The organism is Bradyrhizobium sp. KB893862 SZCCT0404 (assembly GCF_018130885.1).
Taxonomy (GTDB): domain Bacteria; phylum Pseudomonadota; class Alphaproteobacteria; order Rhizobiales; family Xanthobacteraceae; genus Bradyrhizobium; species Bradyrhizobium stylosanthis.
The window spans coordinates 1-18,973 of record NZ_JAFCLT010000019.1 but is presented as its reverse complement, the minus strand read 5'-3'; the positions used below and the strand labels follow the sequence as shown (position 1 = coordinate 18,973).

Below are 18,973 nucleotides of genomic sequence, written 5' to 3'. Positions count from 1 at the left end.
GGCGACGCCCCTTATACTCGCGCAGGGCGGTTGATTCTTTTGGACAAAATAGGCGTTCGGCGCGAGCGGCGGAATAAAGCAGTCAATCCGCAGGCCGTCGGTGCAGGGGCATGGGCATAGGCGTGCTGAAACGTATCTCTCCGATCCAATATGATCGTCCAGCCACGCGCGGCCGGACCGGACCGCTGTTCATCACCTGTGAAGCCGCCGACGGCTCCATCGTGGAGGTGGTCGCGAAGTTTTCAGGGGGCTGCGACCAAGGCACCGTCAATCTCGCGCGTGAGGTTATCGGTGCGTGCCTCGCAGGCGACCTGGGCCTGCCGGTTCCGGAACCCTTCTTGGTCGATGTTCCTCCCCAGTGGGCAGCGACCGTTCCCGCGAGCGAGAGGGCCAAGGTCCAAAGGAGCTCGCCGGTGGCTTTCGGCTGCCGCGCTATCACGGGCCAGCTAAATGTCTGGCTGCCGGGCAACACGATTTCTGACATCATGATACCAACTGCTGCCGGCATTCTCGTCTTTGATGGGATCATTCAAAACCCGGACCGAAGGTCAGATAATCCGAATTGTTTCGTCCGTGGTGACGAGCTCCGGATTTTCGACCATGAGCTGGCTTTTGCTCACGATCTACCTATCTTTGGGCAGCGATGGATTCCACCGTGGGCCCTAGGCGGCCTTAAGTCTTTGGAAATTAATGGTAATCATATTTTCAGGGCCGGCCTGAAAGGGCGTTCTATCGATTTCGGACCGATCCGTGCCGCTTGGGCGGGCTTGTCGAACGCCCAGATCGCGGACTATGAAAAGGCACTTCCAACCGAATGGACCGATGTAGCGAGCGCTGCGGCAAGCGCGACCAAGCTGATTCGGGACGCGCGCGACAACATTGATGCGGTTCTGGAAGAGGTGAAGCGGGTGCTCTCATGACGGACAAAGCAGCATACAGCTACACACTACTCCGATACGTGCACGACGTGCTGACTGGCGAATTCGTCAATGTTGGGGTTGTTCTCTTTGTGCCGTCCAAAGGCCTGGTTCGCTACAAGATGCGAGGAACGATTGGACGTCTAAAGGGCGTTTTCCCTGACGTTGATCGCAAAGCCTTTCTATCATCAATGACCGCAGTGCGCAGGGGCCTGCAAGTGGCCGCCAAGAACGAAAAGGAGGCTGGTCTCCTCAAGAGTGATGGCGACGCCATCGTCATCGCGCGGCGTGCCGTGCCGCCCGACGATAGCTCTCTGCAGTGGTCGCCGCCGGGCGCTGGGTTGACTGCCAACCCGGATGAGGCCTTGGATCGTCTCTTTGATCGATACGTTTCGCGATACGATACGCATTATCGCTCCCGCCGCTCAGATGAGGATGTGTGGCGGCCGGTTCGTCAGAAGCTTGAAGAGCGCAACTTGGCGCAACATCTTCAAGAAAAATCGATCAGCGGCGGCGTGGACGATATTGTGTTCAAGCACGCATGGAAAAACGGGCAATGGCACGTTTATGAGCCGCTGTCGTTCGACCTTGCCGATGCTGACGGCATTAAGACCAAAGCGCGCGAATGGCTTGGTCATTTGTCGGCTGTCGTCGCCGACGGCAAAGCCGAACGATTTAAGCCGCACTTTATCGTTGGCGCTCCCAGCAATGCGACGTTGCAAGACGCTTATCGCAGCGCTATCGCCATCCTTGAGCAAGCTCCGAACCATCCGGAAGTTTTTGAGGAGGGCGAGCTTGATAAGCTTGTCGCCCAGATCGAGGATGAGGTGCGGGAACATGGCGCCCGGGCTTAAGTTCGGGCTCCTCCAGGAATTCTAAGGGTCTCAAGAGATCCTTGGCGGTGGCGGCAGATACGGGATTCCCCAAAGATCGAACCTCGGTATCAGGTCCCAGTCATCGGTAGATTCGTCGGAGTGTGCCGCACGCGCAGTATGGATTTGCGCCGCGACTTGCATGAGCCTGGCAGTGCCCCACAAAGCAGAGCGGGGGCTCTTTTCCACCATTGTCCGTGCCAGTTGGGCTACAGCGATTTGTCGTTGGGCCAAAGTATGACGGGCGGATTGCCCCTTCTCATGCTGCGCCTGGGCTATCCGGAATTTCCGATCCTCCGCTTTTACCTCTGTTTTTGCAGTAGCAAGTCGAGTGCGTGCCGCCTGGATCTTACGTCCTAGTTCATCCGAACGACTTTCCAAGGGCTGCCGATCCGGATCGATCTTGTTCACGAATAACCTGGCCCAGATCGGCTGCGACGGGTTGTTGGCCAACCGTTGCGCAATGGCATCAAGTTTATCCTGCAATCGCTGTAGACCGATAGTTGCCTCTTCGACTGCTTTACGGGCGGCGAGAAGGGATTGCGGCTCGGGGAGCTCTGCCGCTCTCATCGCGGTGGTCTCCTGCTCAATGACGTCATTGAGGTCAGATACTGCTCGCTCCAAAGGGGGGAGTGCAGCATGCCGAGCCGCCCCCAGCAGGTCGAGTAGCGAGCTTTGGTAGCGAATGCAGCCAGCGGTGAGCTTTAGCCGCGCGCGACGCCCTTGATCGCTTTCGTCACAGCCGGCTCGTCCAGGCGCGACTCCAAAGCCTCCAATCGCGACTGAACCTGCTCGATCCCGCCTACCACCTGCCGGAGGAGTTCGATCATAACCTCTATCGGATCGGGCTCGTTCGGGGCGGTCGCTTGATGGGCCAGCTGCGCCACCGGCTGCATCTGCTTCGCCAGCTTTTGCAGGGAGTGAAAGATGGCCTGATGGATGGTCTGTTGGGGCTTCTGATTGCTTTGCTGCATCGAATTTCATCCTTTCTTCAAGAGCGGCCTTGCGAAGCCGCGTCAATCGCGCCAACGAACCGACGAACGTCTCGTCGATAGTTTCGACGATCAGGACATCTTTCTCGTCGCCGGTCCTGAGACGCAGCCCGATATTTGCCAGTCTGGCCTCGAAGTCGCCGCGACTAGTCGCGCTCGCCAACGCCTCACTGACCATCCCGCGGATGCGCGGCAGATCGACACCATTCCGCTTCGAACGCTGGTGGTCGGCCTCGTCGAAGCTCGCGGGATGATCAGGCGACACGGCGTCTTTGAGCGCGGCGGCCGTCGTGTAGTCACCGTCGCGCTCCAGCGCAGCGATCACGCCCTTCAAGCGAGGGGGAGCGACAATGCCGTGACCCCATGCCACTTCGACGGCAACGCTAATTTTGGACTGCCGATCATAATCGTGAGACGAGGACATGACCCGACCGGTGATCGGATCGACCTCTGGCACCAGAATATGGAAATGGTGAGGGCAGCCATTTTCCGCGGCCCGCGACTTTGTATGACGCCACACACAAATCCGCTGAGTATCGAACCCGAATTCGACCGCGAGGCGCTGGATCAAATCATCCAATTGTTCGAGCGTAATGACTTCGCTCGGTGACGCGATCCAATGGCGGAGGCAGTATTGCCTGCCGAACTGCAGCGCATCACTGCGTGCGTCTTCGAGGTCGGCAAGATTACCACGAAGAAGCACGACCTCGTCGTTGTCTTCTCCGTCTTGAATATGCTGCAGCGCCCGCTTCAGGGCTGGCCCGCGTGCCCGGATCCGTTTCGACTTGATGATCAACGGCCCGCCTCCACGTGGCGACGGTAGATCGCGCGCAGAGCTTCAGCCGCGGCTTTGATCTCGATGGAAGCAGCGCCGCCTGCGACTTCGGCGATCAAATCGAGCCGATTGGCGACGGAGCGCAGGTAGATCAAGTCCTCCAGGAGCGGCCTGGACGCGACCCGTCCTTTGATCGCTGCTTTGCCCGCTCGGCGCAGCAGGCCGGACACCGTCGTCCCCGCATCCTTTGCGGCGTTGACGAACAAGTCTTTGTCGCCAGCGGGTACACGAAACTTGATGATCTCGGACGACATTTTTCGCTCTTCGGGGTCCACGGGGCGGAGCCCCTGGGAAGCACGCGGGTCCACGACCCGCATGGCTTGCTGCTCTTTTTTCTGAGGACCTATCAGGCCCACGGTCTCAACATGAATCGTTGCTCAAGAGCGATCAAGCGACTGTGGCCACAAATCTTGATCGGATGGGAAGTTAAGATTCGTACAGGAGCGATCGCACGGTAACTCAATGTGCGATCGCTCGGGATGTCATCGAGACCTTCGCCCCCCACTGTCGTCTCAGTCGATGCGACTCCGGCAGCGCAGTTGGCTGCTGTGGCGAGGTGATCGAAGGATTGGCCTAGTGCTGCTCGGACTGAACGCCGGGCATGCGAAGGCGAAGCGTCGCCGTCGCCGGTCCGCTCTGAGCTTGAACGGTCAGCTCAAGCGTAAGACCGGCGAGAGGACGACCAAAGCCGACACCCGCGTCGGAATTGATCCCGGCCTCGCGTTCGAGAGTCAGTGGGAGATCCCTGGCTCGCCCATTCACCGCGGCCTGGGCACCGGCCGTCCCGTCCTCGGCCACGGCCTTCGGCCCGTCGACATGCTGGGGCTTCGCCGCCAGGCGGCTCTCGCCGGCACCGGCCGCGGTGCCGGCCGTCCCGTCCTCGGCCACGGCCTTCGGCGCGCCGGACTGCTGGGGCTTCGCCGCCGGGCGGCTCTCGCCGACGCCGACCGCGGTGCCGGCCGCCCCGTCCTCGGCCACGGCCTTCGGCCCGTCGACATGCTGGGGCTTCGCCGCCAGGCGGCTCTCGCCGACGCCGACCGCGGTGCCGGCCGCCCCGTCCTCGGCCACGGCCTTCGGCGCGCCGGACTGCTGGGGCTCCGCCGCCGGGCGGCTCTCGCCGACGCCGACCGCGGTGCCGGCCGTCCCGTCCTCGGCCACGGCCTTCGGCGCGCCGGACTGCTGGGGCTCCGCCGCCGGGCGGCTCTCGCCGACGCCGACCGCGGTGCCGGCCGTCCCGTCCTCGGCCACGGCCTTCGGCGCGCCGGACTGCTGGGGCTCCGCCGCCGGGCGGCTCTCGCCGACGCCGACCGCGGTGCCGGCCGTCCCGTCCTCGGCCACGGCCTTCGGCGCGCCGGACTGCTGGGGCTCCGCCGCCGGGCGGCTCTCGCCGACGCCGACCGCGGTGCCGGCCGTCCCGTCCTCGGCCACGGCCTTCGGCGCGCCGGACTGCTGGGGCTTCGCCGCCGGGCGGCTCTCGCCGACGCCGACCGCCGTGCCGGCCGTTCCGCTGATGGCTCCAAAAGAGTTTTCGTGAATCGCCGGCTTTAAGAGGTAGGAGTGGGTCTCCTCCACGTGGCGCTTGGCGAATGCGATTGCGTCGTCGAGATCGTAGTACTGCCGCAGCTCAGCAAAGCTGGTGTAGTTGCCAACCTGAGCTACGTACCGACGGGTCAGGCCCAACCATGCGAAATGGCAGCCAAAGAGGACGGGCTGGCGTGCGGGCTCGCTCGGCAGCAGGCTCGAGACGTCTGCTCCGGCATCGCCAGGATGATCCTGGCGGGAGACGGGGACGTCATCGACCGGAGTCTCAACGGCCCCGTCGGGCGTAGCGAACTGGTCGCTGGGTTCCGCCGGACATTCTCCGTTCTCGAAAATTTCGGGGTCGTGGTCACCATCGCCATGGCGAATGTCGCTCACCGAACTCGCGGCGGCCTGTGCGCGGAAATGACGAAAGGGGCCGAGAGCATCAAGCGACCGCAATCCCGACGCCTGGTTGAAGAAGTCTTTCAGATGATCATCATCGACTGCATTCCAGTCCTGATTGGCCAGCCGCCACACGGGGTAGCCCGACGTCGCCAAGAAGCTGCGCGGCTCGTCGGGCTCCATGACGCTGCTGATCCAAAGACGATCCGCGCCGAAGATCAACGAGAGATATTCCTGCGCCAACGAGATGTCTTCCGGTTTGAGTTGCCCAACCCAGTGCGCGTGGAGATCGAAGGTCGCGCCACCTTCAAACGGGACCAGATGCCGCGCGACGAGAAGCGGCACGATGACCTGGCGTCGGTCCAGCTCCGCCACGGCCCGCTGCACGCAGTTGTTGAATGCTTTCTGAGCCAACCGGAGATTGGCGATCGGGCAGCGGCCATTCTCGTCTAGCAGCCTCTTGTCGCCATTCTTTTTCACTTCTTCCAACGCGAGAGGCGGACGCAGCACGATGTGAACCACATTGTCCGGTTGATAGGCCTCATCGAAAGCCTCAATGTCCCGCTGAAGCTCAAAAGCTGAAACAGCGGCTTGCGTGTTGAACAGCTTGCTGTGACGCAGGGGGACGCCCCGCGGTTCCGTCAAGCTGCCCTCCGTCGCCAGATCGACCAAGAACACGGGCATCTGCCCTTTGTACGGATTCAGACCGTGGGCATGCAGACGAGCGGCCAGCTTGAAGTCATGACCAAAGCGCCGCGCGGTGGCGGCCGCGTCGGTAGGCGTTCTCAGGTATTCGCGATTCGGGAGCATATGAGTCCTCGTCGGATGGGGCGTGTCCGGGCTCCCGGACCTTCCGACGAGCAGGCCGCATCAGACGATGCGAAGAAGGCCGCCTCGTCCCGGTACCTGCTTGGGCAGATCACCGGGATCTCCATTCGACTAATCCGGACGCTTCCACGGCTCCGGAAAACCAGCACGGGGCATGGTTCGACCTTCGAGGGATTTCACGGCGGATCGAACTGGTCAACGAAGATGGTGTCTCACGGTTAACGCGCCGGTAACCACCTTGGCGTCCAGTCCACGCATCAAAGATAGCCAGCCGCCTCGCGGCACCCGTCCCCTTTTCAGACGGGACGGGTGCAGACGTCGTTTGGATCAATACTCAGGCGGAAGCAAAAGGGTCTTGTTGGTGCGCCACCGCTCGATGCCCGGTTCTGGGAAGTCGGTGACCGGCACAGTTACTGTGAGGATGGTGGCGTCGTTGCCGTGTTCTCGCAAGAGAGCGCAGCGGCGGAAGGCTACCGTCCCGTCGTGAAAACGAGACGGCCTGGTTGGGCAAGCTTCCGGTCAATATTCAGTTGGCAGAAAAATCGTGTTGTTGGCACACCACAATATGATGCCGGGTTCTGGAAAATCGGTGAACGAGATGGCCTTGGAGTGGACCACGCGGTCGTTGCCGTCCTCGCAAGTCAACGTAGCGGCGGAATTCTTGACGTCCAATTTCCAAACCTGAAATGCTTCCGCACGCACCGCGGTCTCGATACGCTGGGCGATCGCTATGTAATCTAGTAGCCAATAGGCTCCAGCGACATCTGCCACATACTTTGCGCCGTCGGTGTAAAGGACCCTCGGAATTAAGGAATGGCGATACCAGTTCTCCGAGCCGGTGAACTGACACAGGGATTCAAAGTCCAAAGTCATATTGCCTCTCTTCTGCTTTCGGGTTGCGCATGCAAACCGACTAGCCAAGCGGCAATGAGCGGGGGAAAGCCGTCATAGGTCGGAGGACCGCGAGGTGGGGCGGGCCGGAGCGTTAGCGACTACACGGCTCGCGCGTTTTCCGCCCGAAGGGTTGCCTTGACGGCGTGGGTCGGCACGCCCCGAGACGCGTGGGCCGTGCCCACGTCTGAAAAAGTGTGACCGCAGGAACGCCCTAGATCAATTTTTTAAGACTCAATTTCGAGAGCTTGCCAGATTTGCTTTCGCAGTGAGGTATCTTGCTCATACTCAAATCGATGGCTGCTGCCATCCTCCGACAGTATAACTCGGCTCACGTTCTCCTTCTCTTCGTCCAGTCTGTAAGGGTACACCTCGAACCAAGCCACATCTGATAGACTCAAGGTTGGGAATGAGGCCGCCAAAACTCGCTTGGCCAAGCCCGGCCAAGAATTTGTGACGCTAGTCCCTCGATTTCCAGGCACCTCCATCAACGCGATCTGCAGGGTGCCGGTTGAAGAGAGAAGCGCTGCGGCGCGGCAAGAGGTCGGCACGTCATCATCGTTGCTGAAAATCAGTTCTAAGACTTTCGCCATGACCTCTAACCCGTTTTGCCGATATCCGATGACTGGCGATCTTCGCCGTTTACCGCGATCATCTTGGAATGCTCTGAGACCGCTGCCCCCTGCGAAACCGCTGGTACGCGCCCCATTTGAATAGCTAAAAGTAGCGCTCTCGCCGTTCTTCCCGGCTTTGACCGTCCCTGTTCCCAGTCGCGAACCGATCCGCACGGAATCTCAAACATTTTGGCGAACTCTCGCTGTGACAGCCGTAGGCTTCTTCTGAGCGCGCGGACGTCAATTTCGGGCTCAAGTTTTGAAGTCTTGCGAGCAGATTTAGGCACCCTCAGCGCGCTGTCGACCAACCCCCCGGGTTCTGCCTCGCCTCCAGATAAAGAGCCACCCTCGATGTTTCGGCGAAAAGCGGAAGCTGCCACAGTCGGTCTGGGCATGGCTCCGCGAAACACCTCCAGATTCAAGCCTGGAGGCAATTCAACAGATGCTAGGGCATGAAGCTCATCGGACCGCAACAACTTCGAACCGTACCGCAGGGCAATGCCATCCAGCGAGTGCCCCGCCTGCAGAGTGATGGTGCGCTCAGGTACCTGTCTCGATCTCATCCAGTCCTTGTAACTATGACGCAGAGAGTGGAAGACCAGCGCTCCTCCCATGTCGAGGCGGGCGAACAGACGCTGGAAGCGCTTCGAGGCCGCATGCGTTGGACGCTTGGCAGCGTGCAAATCGGGAAACAAATAGGCGTGTCCTGCCTCCCGCAAGCTGTCCACCCATCGGATAAATCCGAGGTCGCGCAGAGAATGATGGAGAGCAAAGAGTCTGAGGCTCTCGCGGGTCTTGATGGGCCGGTTCCGCGTCCCTTTGGCGTCCGAAATTTGGGTGGTGAGGTCTACGACGTCTACGTCGTGACGGCGTTTAATGTTATGAGGCTGCAAATTAACCAGCTCGCTCAGCCTCGCTCCCGTCAAGAACGCTAGAAGTGGGAGCCAGACGTCTTCAGGACGCTTGGTATCGGCGTGCTCAACGCAAGCCCTAAAGAGGGTGTTGAGTTGGGATGAATCGAGACCGAGCCGAACGGTGGGCGTACGGGCATCCTTCGGGATGAGCGTGTGACCATATTCAAACGGATACCGTACCTGGTGGTTTGCACAAAGCCAGCGGATGCAGGTCTTAATCTTGCCGACGTAGCCTACCTTGATGGTCGTGAAAGAGAGAGATCGTGCTCGGCGCGACTTGGACCGTCCCCTGTTCTCCTCGATTGCTTGGACCAGCGTTTTGCCGCGCCAATCCGGATCGACCGTGTGCCGCTCGGGAAGAAACTGCAGCCTGCCAGCAAACAGCGTCAAATCCGCTTCGTTGTAGGCCGATATCCGCTTGTCACCGACGATCTCCAGAAAGGCCTGCAATCGATGTTCAAAATAAGCTGGCTCGCTCGAATCGGAAGCCAACTGCGTCCGCTTCGCATTCAGGAATTCGCCCATGGCTTCGCTCAAGAACGGTCCCTGGTACAGCAACCGGTTAGTGATTTCGGCGGTGTTCTTCATAACGGCGCTGACTTCTGAGAGCGCGCGAGAGTTTGCTTCGTGAGCTGAACGAGCCTCTTTTTCCGAGTTTGCCGCTTCGACTGTGATTCTATCGAGTTTCTGTTGCAACTCGTTGGTATATACGACCCCGGCGTCGTTTAGCTCCATGATGAACCGATCGCTCTGATAGGCGCGCTCAATTCTGTTCTGCAGATCAGAGAGCAGCAAATCGAAGTCTTCAACGAGAAGCTTCGCCAACGTTGACCACCCCGAGGTCGATTGTTCGAAAAGTCGCCTTTGGGATTCCAAAATTGCTGGCCGATCGACGGCACTTGCTTTGGCGCGGAGGCTGTCGAGGGTTGAGAACTCCTCAGTTAATCGTTTGAGCCGCTCCATTTCGACCAAAAAGCCTTCTTGGAAACGCTGGCGCGTTGCCTTGTGGATCGCGAGGAGGTCTTCGTCCTTCTCAACGCCGTGTGCGTTTCGCGCACTCAGGACCATCGTCCGCGCGCCTGCCCTGTATCGACGCAAAACGCTCATCCACTGCTCCGCTAACCCCGTGAGATGGCGAGCATATCGGGAGGCCTGTCGGCGGTTCTGGGCAGGGAGACGGACGCGAAAGGGGGTCGCGCCTAAGACCCATTGCAGTTCCTTAGGAGGCCTGAGTTGGAAAAACCAAGTGCCGCCGCGAAGCCATAGATACGACGCCATGTGTACGCCACCGTGTAGCCTAGGAGTGGCGATCCTAAAATTTCGTCAACGATTCAATGGCTTGGGGTTGGCGGAGAGAGTGGGATTCGAACCCACGGTACGGTTTCCCGCACACACGCTTTCCAAGCGTGCGCCTTAAGCCACTCGGCCATCTCTCCGGAGCGCCCTCTCTTGAAGGGGCGGCGGTGATTTTGCAAGGGATCGCAGGGAAATCGGGTGAATTTTCCGTAAGATACTGTATTTAAAAGGAAATATTGGCCCGCGGGAAGTGCTTCGGAACCGCCCGCGAGGTGAACCGGAGGCGCCTGTGGCGCGACGATTCACTTGAGAACCGCAAACACGTCCGGGGACGCCATGACCCTCCGCAACACCATCGCCCTACTGAGCCTGATTTCGGCCCTCGGCTCCGCACTTGCCGCACCGGCCATGGCCCAGGTCTGCACCCGGCAGGGGGTCGACGTCAGCTGCGACGACGGGCGACGCGGGGTGCTGTCGGGCGACGCCATCCTCTGGCCGGACGGGACGCGCTCCAGCTCGACGCCGCATCAGAGCGTGATCATCGGCAACAAGAGTTCGATCCATGTCGGGCCCGGCGTGTTCGTCGGCCAGGGCAAGGGCATGGTGCCGATGGATGATCCCAACGCGCCGAACAAGCGGCAATGCGCGATTCTCGAGGGCGTGTCGTATTGTTACTAGGGGCGCTCACTCAACCCGACGCCGTCATGGCCGGGCTTGTCCCGGGCATCCACGTTTTTGGCGCCGAGGGGTAAGACGTGGATGGCCGGGACAAGCCCGGCCATGACGCCAGCTATCAGATCAACCGCACGCCTGAGATTGCCGATTTCAGCCAGCGCAGCGCCTGCGGGGGCTGGGCTGCGAGCGGCGTGACCGCGGCCTTCTCCGGCCGGCACTTCTCAAGCTCGGCGACGAAATCCGCCGACCATTGCTGGATGGTGTGGCCGCGCAGCTTCTTCATCATCGCATCCCAGCGCATCTTGCGCTCGGTGAGCGGCATCGCCGCCGCAACTGCGATGGCGCGGGCCATGCCGTCGATGTCGTGCGGATTGACCAGCAGCGCGGTCTCGAGCTCGTTGGCGGCGCCGGCGAATTTCGACAGCACCAGCACGCCGGGATCGGCCGGATTTTGCGCGGCGACATATTCCTTGGCGACGAGGTTCATGCCGTCATGCAGCGGCGTCACCACGCCAACCTGCGCAGTGCGATAGAGGCCCGCGAGCACCGCCTGGCTGAACCCCTTGTTGAGGTAGCGGATCGGCGTCCAGTCCACCTCGCCGTGGCGGCCGTTGACGTCGGTCACAAGGCGCGCGACCTCGTTCTGAAGATTGCCATAGGCCTCGATCGCGCCGCGCGAGGGATTGGCGATCTGCAGCAGCGAGATACTGCGCGAGAACTGCGGCTGCTCGGTCCAGAGCCGGTCGAACGCGCTGATGCGGTTGACGAGGCCCTTGGAATAATCGAGCCGGTCGACGCCGATCGCGAGCCGTTCGCCGTTGAGACTGCGGCGCAGCCGGGACACGTCCGGATGAGAGGCCGATTTCGCGGCATAGGCTGCGAATTTCTCCGCGTCGATGCCGATGGGGAAGACTTCACAGCGTGTGCGGCCATGCTGCGAGATCGCAACGCCGTCCTCGATGGTGAGGCCCAGCTCGCCGCCGACATAGGACAGGAAATTCTGGCGATCTTCCTCGGTCTGGAAGCCGAGCAGATCGTAGGCCAGCATTGCCGTGATCAACTCGCGATGATTGGGTACGCCCTGCATCACTGCGGCCACAGGCCAGGGCGTATGCAGGAAGAAGCCGATCGGATCGTCGACGCCGAGGTCGCGCAGCTCCGCACCGAGGGCGAGGAAATGATAGTCCTGCACCCAGAACGCGGTCCGCGCCTTGCGGAAGCGCATCAGGGCGCGCGCCATGAAGGCGTTGACCTCGCGATAGCTGACATAGTCCTCGCGCGAAACGCGGATCAGATCGCTGCGCGAATGCAGCGCCGGCCACAGCGCCGAATTGGCGAAGCCTTCGTAATAGCCGCCATAATGCGCCGCCGGCAGATCCAGCGTCGCGATCGCGCCGGAACCCAGCGCCTCGATCTCGGCAAACGGTTCCTTCTGATGACCGTCACGCACACGGCCCGAGGAACCCACCCAGATGGCACCAGAATGCTCGACAACGGGAAGCAATGCGGCAGCGAGACCGCCCGTCATGGGCTCGTTGGGCTTGCCGCGGGCAACACGATTTGAAACGACAACCAAGTTCACAGGTCGTCCCCTCCTGTTCATTCCACCCCGTTTAACTGCCGTTCATCAATATGGTTCCTGTCATCATTTCTTCGGATTGAAACCAAAATCGGGCGTGCGCGTTGGAACTGGTTTCCCTCAAGGGAACCCGCCGATATCGTTCAACAAAGATGGTTTCTGCCGCGCGCCGACGCCTTGGAGCGTGATGCGCCCCGGGCAGTTGCGTCAGCGACAATGTGGCCCGGGCGTGTCGGTGCCTTATTCCAACCTCGTATCGTCGAGCAGCCTCGCCAGGAACGCGCGCACGTCGGTCGGCGTGTCGAAATGGCCATCGACGCCGATGGCGCGGCGGCCGACCGAGAAGGAGAGACCATTCATGTCGGGCATGATCGCGAACACGGTTTCGTCGGTGACGTCGTCGCCGATAAAGATCGGCCGACGTCCCCTGAACGGCTCGTGCTTCATCAATTCGCGAACGCCGGTCGCCTTGGTGAAGCCGGAATGCTTGATCTCGCAGACGAACTTTCCGGGCAGCACCTCGATCGGCGCATTGGGCAGATCGGCGCGGATCAGCGAGACGGATTCGTAGATCGCCTTCTCGGCGTGCGGGGCGAGGCGATAATGCAGCGCCAGCGAATAGCCCTTGTCCTCGAGCAGAATGCCGGGGCTGAGCTTTGCGATCGCCGCCAGGCGCCGCTTCAATTCCTTGTCCATCGGCGGCGCATGCACGTCGTCGGCTTCGTTGCCGACCGACAGGCGCATTTCCGCGCCGTGGCCCGCGACCGCGCGAAACACGTCCGGCGCGAAGATCAGGTCGATGTCGTTGAGCGAGCGGCCGCTGACCATTGCGAGCGCGCCCGACGTGCGCTCCGTCAGCCGGTTCAGCGTCTCCGACAGGCCCGGCGGCACCCATACCTCGCGCGGCGTCGGCATCAGGTCGAGCAGCGTGCCGTCGATGTCGAGCAGGATGGCGGTCTCGCCGAGATGCGGGACGAGGGCGTGCGGCACCGGCACCGCATCCGGCTTCTCGTCGTCGTTAAGCGCAACGCGTTCGTCGACCATCGGCATGTCAGCCAGTTCCGATTTCATCAGTCTACTCCATATAGGCGAGCGGCCGCGCGATTTGTTCGAGCGGTTTCCGTTCCGCGGAGATGGCGTAGCGCCACGCCACGATCGCGGCCGCGATCATCAGGAATGCCCCCAGCAGATAGCCCGCGAACACGCTGGTGCGTGATCCCGTATCGATCAGCGCGCCGAACAGCGCGGGCCCGATCACGCCGCCGATGCCGGTTCCGACCGCGTAGAACACCGCGATCGCAAGGGCCCGCACTTCGAGCGGGAACGTCTCGCTGACGGTGAGATAGGCCGCACTGGCGGCGGGCGATGCAAAGAAGAAGATCACCATCCAGGCGATGGTCTGCCCCTGCGCGCTGAGCGCGCCGATCGTGAACAGATAACCCGACAGCGCCAGCAGCAGGCCGGAGATGCCATAGGTGAACATGATCATGGTGCGCCGCCCGAGCGTGTCGAACAGGCGGCCGAGCAGCAGCGGACCGAGGAAATTGCCGGCGGCGAACGGCAACAGATACCAACCGACGTGATCGGCGCTGATGCCGTAGAAGTCGGTCAGCACCAGCGCGAAGGTGAAGAAGATGGCGTTGTAGAAGAACGCCTGCGCGCTCATCAGCACGAGGCCGACCACCGCGCGCTGGCGATAGGCCGTGAACAGCGTGTGCACGACCTCGCGGATCGGCGTGTGGTCGCGCATCTTCAGCCGGATCTTGGTGAAGCGTCCCTCGCTCGCATCCTGGTCGTGGCCGATCACCGAACGCTCGATCTCGTCGACGATCGCGTGCGCCTGATCCGGCCGGCCGTGGATCATCAGCCAGCGCGGGCTTTCCGGAATCCACATCCGCATGAACAGCACGACGAGGCCGATGGTCGCGCCGATGAGATAGGCAACGCGCCAACCGAGGTCGGGGCCGATGAATGCGGGATCGAGCAGCACGATGGCCGCGACCGCACCCATCGCGGCGCCGATCCAGAAGCTGCCGTTGATGACGAGATCGGTCCAGCCGCGATAGCGCGCCGGCACCAGTTCCTGGATGGTCGAATTGATCGCGGTGTATTCACCGCCGATGCCGGCGCCGGTGAGGAAGCGGAACAGCGCGTAGCTCGCGATGTTCCAGGACAAAGCGGTCGCGGCGGTCGCCGACAGATAGAGCGCGAGCGTGATGAAGAACAGCTTCTTGCGGCCGATGCGGTCGGTGAGCCAGCCGAAGCCGAGCGCGCCGAGTACGGCGCCGGCGAGATAGGCGGAATTGGCGATGCCGAGATCGAGGTTGGAGAATTGCAGCGTCGGGCTCTGCTTCAGCGCGCCGGAGAGCGCGCCGGCCAGCGTGACTTCGAGACCGTCGAGAATCCAGGTGATGCCGAGCGCCGCCACGACGCGGGTGTGAAACCCGCTCCACGGCAGCGCATCGAGACGCGAGGGGATGCTGGTCTCGACGATGCGGTCGGTCGCGGCCGCCGAGACCGCAGGTCCATAATTCAGCGCTGGGCTTTGCTGCAATTCCATCGCGTTGTTGCGTTTGGCCAATGGAAGAAGCCCCGGTTCACATGGTGTGGACGGGGGCGATCCGATCATGGGGGTGCGGCATTCCGCCTGCCACCTGCGACAACGTCTGCGGCGGAGGCAGGTTCCCTTAGGAACGGCGCCAAATGCGGTCCGTTTCCGATGGAGCCGCAAGGAGTTGACGCATGGCTCATGTCAGAAAGACGACACATTCGCGGAAGACTGCCGCACGCAAGAAGACCAGCGCGAGACGCAGCACCGCGCGCAAGGGCACGAAGCTCGCCGCGCCAAGGCGCTGGTCGCAGCGCGTGACCAAAGAGAGCGATGCGCTCGATCTCAAGCAAGGCGTGTTCAAGCTGACCAGCGCGAAGAAGATCGCGGCGTCGCTGAAGCGCTCGGCCGAACACAGCGCGCGCCGCAAGACCGGCGCCTATCGCTCGGCGCTGTCGATGCTGACCTTCTACATCAACCGCGCCGGCAAGACGCTGCCCAAGACGCAGCGCACCCGGCTGGAGCGCGCGAAGGTCGAGCTGAAGCGGGCGTTCGGAAGGGAGTGAGACTCGTAGGGTGGGTTAGGCGAAGCCGTAACCCACCGCTTTACTCACAGCAGTTCAATCAAGGTGGTGGATTACGCTTCGCTAATCCACCCTACGAGTTAGTCGAGCGACCTCTATGCCGCGCGGATGTTCGCCATGAAGCGGTCGAGCTCGGCGCGCAGGCGGGTGCTTTCGGACGACAGCGACTTCGCCGAATTCAGCACCTCTTCCGAGGCCGAGCCGGTCTCGGCAGCGCCACGGTTGACCTGGCCGATGTCGGTGGCCGCAGTCTGGGTGCCCTGCGCCACGGTCTGGACGCTGCGCGCGATCTCCTGGGTTGCCGCGCCCTGCTGCTCGACGGCGCTCGCGATCGAGGTCGAGATCGACGAGATCTGGCCGATGGTGGCGCCGATCTCCTTGATCGCGGCAACCGACTCAGCCGTGGCGCCCTGCATGCCCGCGATGTGCGATGAGATCTCATCCGTCGCTTTCGCGGTCTGGCTTGCCAGCGACTTCACTTCGCTCGCGACCACCGCGAAGCCGCGGCCGGCTTCACCGGCGCGGGCCGCCTCGATGGTGGCGTTGAGCGCCAGCAGGTTGGTCTGCTCGGCGATCGCCGTGATCAGCTTGACCACCTCGCCGATCTGCTGGGCCGCATGCGAGAGTTTTCCGATGCGGCCGTCGGTCTCCTTGGCCTGTCCCACGGCGGCTTCGGCGATGCGGCTGGAATCGCGCACCTGGCGGCCGATCTCCTCGACCGACGCCGAGAGCTCTTCGGTCGCGGTTGCGACCGACTGCATGTTGGAGGACGCCTGCTCGGAGACGCCGGCGACCTGGCTCGACAGGGACTGCGTGGTCTCGGCGGTACGGGTCAGCGTGGACGCCGCCGATTCGAGCTGCACGGCCGAGGACGAAACGTTGGAGACGATGGCGCCGACAGCGCTCTCGAAATCGTCGGCAAAACGAATCAGCTCGGCGCGGCGGCTGGCCGCCTGCTCCCGGTTCTGGACTTCGCTGGCGGCCGCATCGCGCTCGGCCTTGGCCACGGCCTGAACCTTGAACTCCTCGACGGCGCCGGCCATCTCGCCGATCTCGTCCTTGCGGCCGAGGCCCGGCAGCACGACGTCGAAATTGCCCGAAGCGAGCTCGCGCATCGCCTTGCACATCGCGATCATCGGACGCGAGATGCCGTTGCCGAGCATCAGCGCCAGCGCGGCGCCGACGGCAAGGCCGCCCAGCGCCATCATCAGCATCAGCTGCTCGGTCTCGCCGATCGTGGCGTTCGCGCTCGCCTCGATACGCTGCTGATCGGCCGTCAGGTCCGAGCGCAGATCAGCCGAGAGCTTGAGGATCGAGGCCGCCGATTTGGTCATGTCGCCGTTCGACTTGACGATGATCTTCACGTTCTCGGTCAGCTTCGAGAACGAGGTGCGGTACTGCTTCAGGAGATTGCCGATCTCGGCGACGCGATCGGTGATCTTCTGATCGTTGGCATAGATCGAGACCAGCAGGGTCTCCAGGAACTTGATGCGGGCGATCACGCCGTCGGCGGTCTTGGGCTCGGGCTTGGCGACGAAGGCGCTGACCGAGGTGGAGACCGCGAGATATTGCGAGGTGACGTCCTTGGCCGTGGTCTGGACCGAGGAGAGGCCGGCGAGCGCCGCGGTGTCGGCGAGGTCGTCGAACTTGAATCGGATCTTGTTGCCGACGCTGTTGAGCTCGTCGGCCGCGATCTTGTTGTTCTCGCGGGTCAGGGTGATGATCTCACCGAACACCTTGGTGAAGCGCTGAAACTCGGCCTCGAGCTTGCCGACCTGCTCGCGGCGGGCGGCGCCGGTCGTGGCCGCCATGGACTTCGCGATCGCGCTCCGCAAGTTCTCTTCCGCAGCCTTGGCCGCGGTCTCGTCATCGGCCGCGCCGGTCAGGGTATAGGCCCGCGCCAGCCCCTGATAGGCAATCAGGTCACGATCGACGGTCCGGGCGAGGTCGGCTTCCGCCACGCTGGTGCGGTAGGCAGTCACGGCGCCCTGGATCCGCTCGAAGCCGAAATAGGCGAAAGCCATGCTGACGGCGAGGATGGCCAGCACCGCCACGAAGCCGAGGATGATTTTTGCGCGAAAACGCAAGGTGAGCAGCTTCGATGTGTTCGGCTTCGACTTGACGGGCATTCCCCACCCCATTCCATTCGCGGAAAACCAGGCGCAGCCCGAGAGCAGCCCGCTCCCCGACTCCCTGGCACGGTACGGCGCAAAGGATAAGCTGTGGTAAATTTGTGGCGCCGCAACTGGCGGTTAGGTGACGCAGGGAAAGGCGCGGCTGATTAGGGGCAAAGCGTCAGCGTAAATCTCCACCGTCGTCCCGGCGAAGGCCGGGACCCATAGCCACAGGATCGGGTTTGGCGAAGACTCGGAGTTGCCAGCTCGCGCCATAACCTCTTCCTGGGGTTATGGGTCCCGGCCTTCGCCGGGACGACAGCAGTATTTGAGGCGACGGCTGATCCTTACGCCGCGCGGATGTTCGCCATGAAGCGGTCGAGCTCGGCGCGCAGGCGGGTGCTTTCGGACGACAGTGACTTCGCCGAATTCAGCACCTCTTCCGAGGCCGAGCCGGTCTCGGCAGCGCCGCGGTTGACCTGACCGATGTCGGTGGCCGCGGTCTGGGTGCCCTGCGCCACGGTCTGGACGCTGCGGGCGATCTCCTGGGTTGCCGCGCCCTGCTGCTCGACGGCGCTCGCGATCGAGGTCGAGATCGACGAGATCTGGCCGATGGTCGCACCGATCTCCTTGATCGCGGCAACCGATTCGGCGGTGGCGCCCTGCATGCCCGCGATGTGCGAGGAGATCTCATCCGTCGCCTTCGCGGTCTGGCTCGCCAGCGATTTCACTTCGCTTGCGACCACCGCGAAGCCGCGGCCGGCTTCACCGGCGCGGGCCGCCTCGATGGTGGCGTTGAGCGCCAGCAGGTTGGTCTGCTCGGCGATCGCCGTGATCAGCTTGACCACCTCGCCGATCTGCTGGGCCGCATGCGAGAGTTTTCCGATGCGGCCGTCGGTCTCCTTGGCCTGTCCCACGGCGGCTTCGGCGATGCGGCTGGAATCGCGCACCTGGCGGCCGATCTCCTCGACCGACGCCGAGAGCTCTTCGGTCGCGGTTGCGACCGACTGCATGTTGGAGGACGCCTGCTCGGAAACGCCGGCGACCTGGCTCGACAGGGACTGCGTGGTCTCGGCGGTACGGGTCAGCGTGGACGCGGCCGATTCGAGCTGCACGGCGGACGATGAGACGTTGGAGACGATGGCGCCGACGGCGCTCTCGAAATCGTCGGCAAAACGAATCAGCTCGGCGCGGCGGCTGGCCGCCTGCTCCCGGTTCTGGACTTCGCTGGCGGCCGCATCGCGCTCGGCCTTGGCCACGGCCTGAACCTTGAACTCCTCGACGGCGCCGGCCATCTCGCCGATCTCGTCCTTGCGGCCGAGGCCCGGCAGCACGACGTCGAAATTGCCCGAAGCGAGCTCGCGCATCGCCTTGCACATCGCGATCATCGG

15 protein-coding genes and 1 tRNA gene are annotated in these 18,973 nt (G+C 62.6%); 4 read left to right on the top strand and 12 right to left on the bottom strand.

The window, feature by feature from the left end; all coding sequences use genetic code 11:
• The first annotated feature begins 122 nt into the window (after nucleotides 1–122).
• Both JQ617_RS38730 and JQ617_RS38725 read left to right on the top strand, forming a co-directional pair.
• Nucleotides 123–920: a HipA family kinase gene (locus JQ617_RS38730; RefSeq protein ID WP_212030937.1), complete on the top strand. Its 798-nt coding sequence runs from the start codon at nucleotides 123–125 to the stop codon at nucleotides 918–920.
• Nucleotides 917–1,771 carry a DUF3037 domain-containing protein gene (locus JQ617_RS38725; RefSeq protein WP_212030936.1) on the top strand — a complete coding sequence of 285 codons (855 nt, stop codon included), beginning with the start codon at nucleotides 917–919 and terminating at the stop codon, nucleotides 1,769–1,771. Before JQ617_RS38730 ends, JQ617_RS38725 begins: the two co-directional genes overlap by 4 nt.
• A gap of 30 nt (nucleotides 1,772–1,801) precedes the next feature.
• On the opposite strand, the gene JQ617_RS38720 is transcribed toward JQ617_RS38725, so the two are convergent.
• The 7 genes from JQ617_RS38720 to JQ617_RS38690 form a co-directional block, all read right to left on the bottom strand.
• Nucleotides 1,802–3,577, bottom strand: coding sequence for a relaxase/mobilization nuclease domain-containing protein (locus JQ617_RS38720; protein ID WP_212030935.1), 1,776 nt, complete (start codon nucleotides 3,575–3,577; stop codon nucleotides 1,802–1,804).
• Nucleotides 3,574–3,870 carry a hypothetical protein gene (locus JQ617_RS38715; protein ID WP_212030934.1) on the bottom strand — a complete coding sequence of 99 codons (297 nt, stop codon included), beginning with the start codon at nucleotides 3,868–3,870 and terminating at the stop codon, nucleotides 3,574–3,576. The genes JQ617_RS38720 and JQ617_RS38715 overlap by 4 nt, the downstream gene beginning before the upstream one ends.
• Nucleotides 3,871–4,189: 319 nt before the next feature.
• Complete coding sequence (locus tag JQ617_RS38710; RefSeq protein WP_212030933.1) at nucleotides 4,190–6,349, bottom strand: hypothetical protein; 2,160 nt, start codon at nucleotides 6,347–6,349, stop codon at nucleotides 4,190–4,192.
• A gap of 537 nt (nucleotides 6,350–6,886) precedes the next feature.
• Entirely contained in the window at nucleotides 6,887–7,240 is a 354-nt protein-coding gene (locus tag JQ617_RS38705; RefSeq protein WP_212030932.1) for a DUF6876 family protein, read from the bottom strand.
• Between the two features lie 245 nt (nucleotides 7,241–7,485).
• Nucleotides 7,486–7,851 (bottom strand): hypothetical protein, encoded by a 366-nt coding sequence (locus JQ617_RS38700; protein WP_212030931.1) that lies wholly within the window; start codon nucleotides 7,849–7,851, stop codon nucleotides 7,486–7,488.
• A gap of 5 nt (nucleotides 7,852–7,856) precedes the next feature.
• Complete coding sequence (locus JQ617_RS38695; RefSeq protein ID WP_212030930.1) at nucleotides 7,857–9,893, bottom strand: tyrosine-type recombinase/integrase; 2,037 nt, start codon at nucleotides 9,891–9,893, stop codon at nucleotides 7,857–7,859.
• 239 nt (nucleotides 9,894–10,132) lie between these two features.
• Nucleotides 10,133–10,222 (bottom strand) — tRNA-Ser (locus JQ617_RS38690).
• Between the two features lie 196 nt (nucleotides 10,223–10,418).
• Here JQ617_RS38690 and JQ617_RS38685 point away from each other — a divergent pair.
• Nucleotides 10,419–10,760 (top strand): hypothetical protein, encoded by a 342-nt coding sequence (locus tag JQ617_RS38685; RefSeq protein ID WP_212030929.1) that lies wholly within the window; start codon nucleotides 10,419–10,421, stop codon nucleotides 10,758–10,760.
• A 115-nt stretch (nucleotides 10,761–10,875) separates the two neighbouring features.
• Here the strand turns inward: JQ617_RS38685 and JQ617_RS38680 are convergent, their stop codons facing one another.
• The 3 genes from JQ617_RS38680 to JQ617_RS38670 form a co-directional block, all read right to left on the bottom strand.
• Complete coding sequence (locus JQ617_RS38680; protein WP_212030928.1) at nucleotides 10,876–12,339, bottom strand: trehalose-6-phosphate synthase; 1,464 nt, start codon at nucleotides 12,337–12,339, stop codon at nucleotides 10,876–10,878.
• A 237-nt stretch (nucleotides 12,340–12,576) separates the two neighbouring features.
• On the bottom strand, nucleotides 12,577–13,407 hold the full coding sequence (gene otsB, locus JQ617_RS38675; RefSeq protein ID WP_212030927.1) for a trehalose-phosphatase: 831 nt from the start codon (nucleotides 13,405–13,407) through the stop codon (nucleotides 12,577–12,579).
• 4 nt (nucleotides 13,408–13,411) lie between these two features.
• On the bottom strand, nucleotides 13,412–14,896 hold the full coding sequence (locus JQ617_RS38670; protein WP_212030994.1) for an MFS transporter: 1,485 nt from the start codon (nucleotides 14,894–14,896) through the stop codon (nucleotides 13,412–13,414).
• A gap of 182 nt (nucleotides 14,897–15,078) precedes the next feature.
• On the opposite strand from JQ617_RS38670, the gene JQ617_RS38665 reads away from it, so the two are divergent.
• The gene (locus JQ617_RS38665; protein WP_212030926.1) at nucleotides 15,079–15,450 is read left to right on the top strand and encodes a DUF3175 domain-containing protein; all 372 of its coding nucleotides are present in this window, start codon (nucleotides 15,079–15,081) and stop codon (nucleotides 15,448–15,450) included.
• Between the two features lie 113 nt (nucleotides 15,451–15,563).
• On the opposite strand, the gene JQ617_RS38660 is transcribed toward JQ617_RS38665, so the two are convergent.
• Both JQ617_RS38660 and JQ617_RS38655 read right to left on the bottom strand, forming a co-directional pair.
• Complete coding sequence (locus tag JQ617_RS38660) at nucleotides 15,564–17,597, bottom strand: methyl-accepting chemotaxis protein (RefSeq protein WP_212030925.1); 2,034 nt, start codon at nucleotides 17,595–17,597, stop codon at nucleotides 15,564–15,566.
• A 332-nt stretch (nucleotides 17,598–17,929) separates the two neighbouring features.
• A partial coding sequence (locus JQ617_RS38655; RefSeq protein WP_212030924.1) for a methyl-accepting chemotaxis protein occupies nucleotides 17,930–18,973 on the bottom strand: 1,044 nt, incomplete at its 5' end.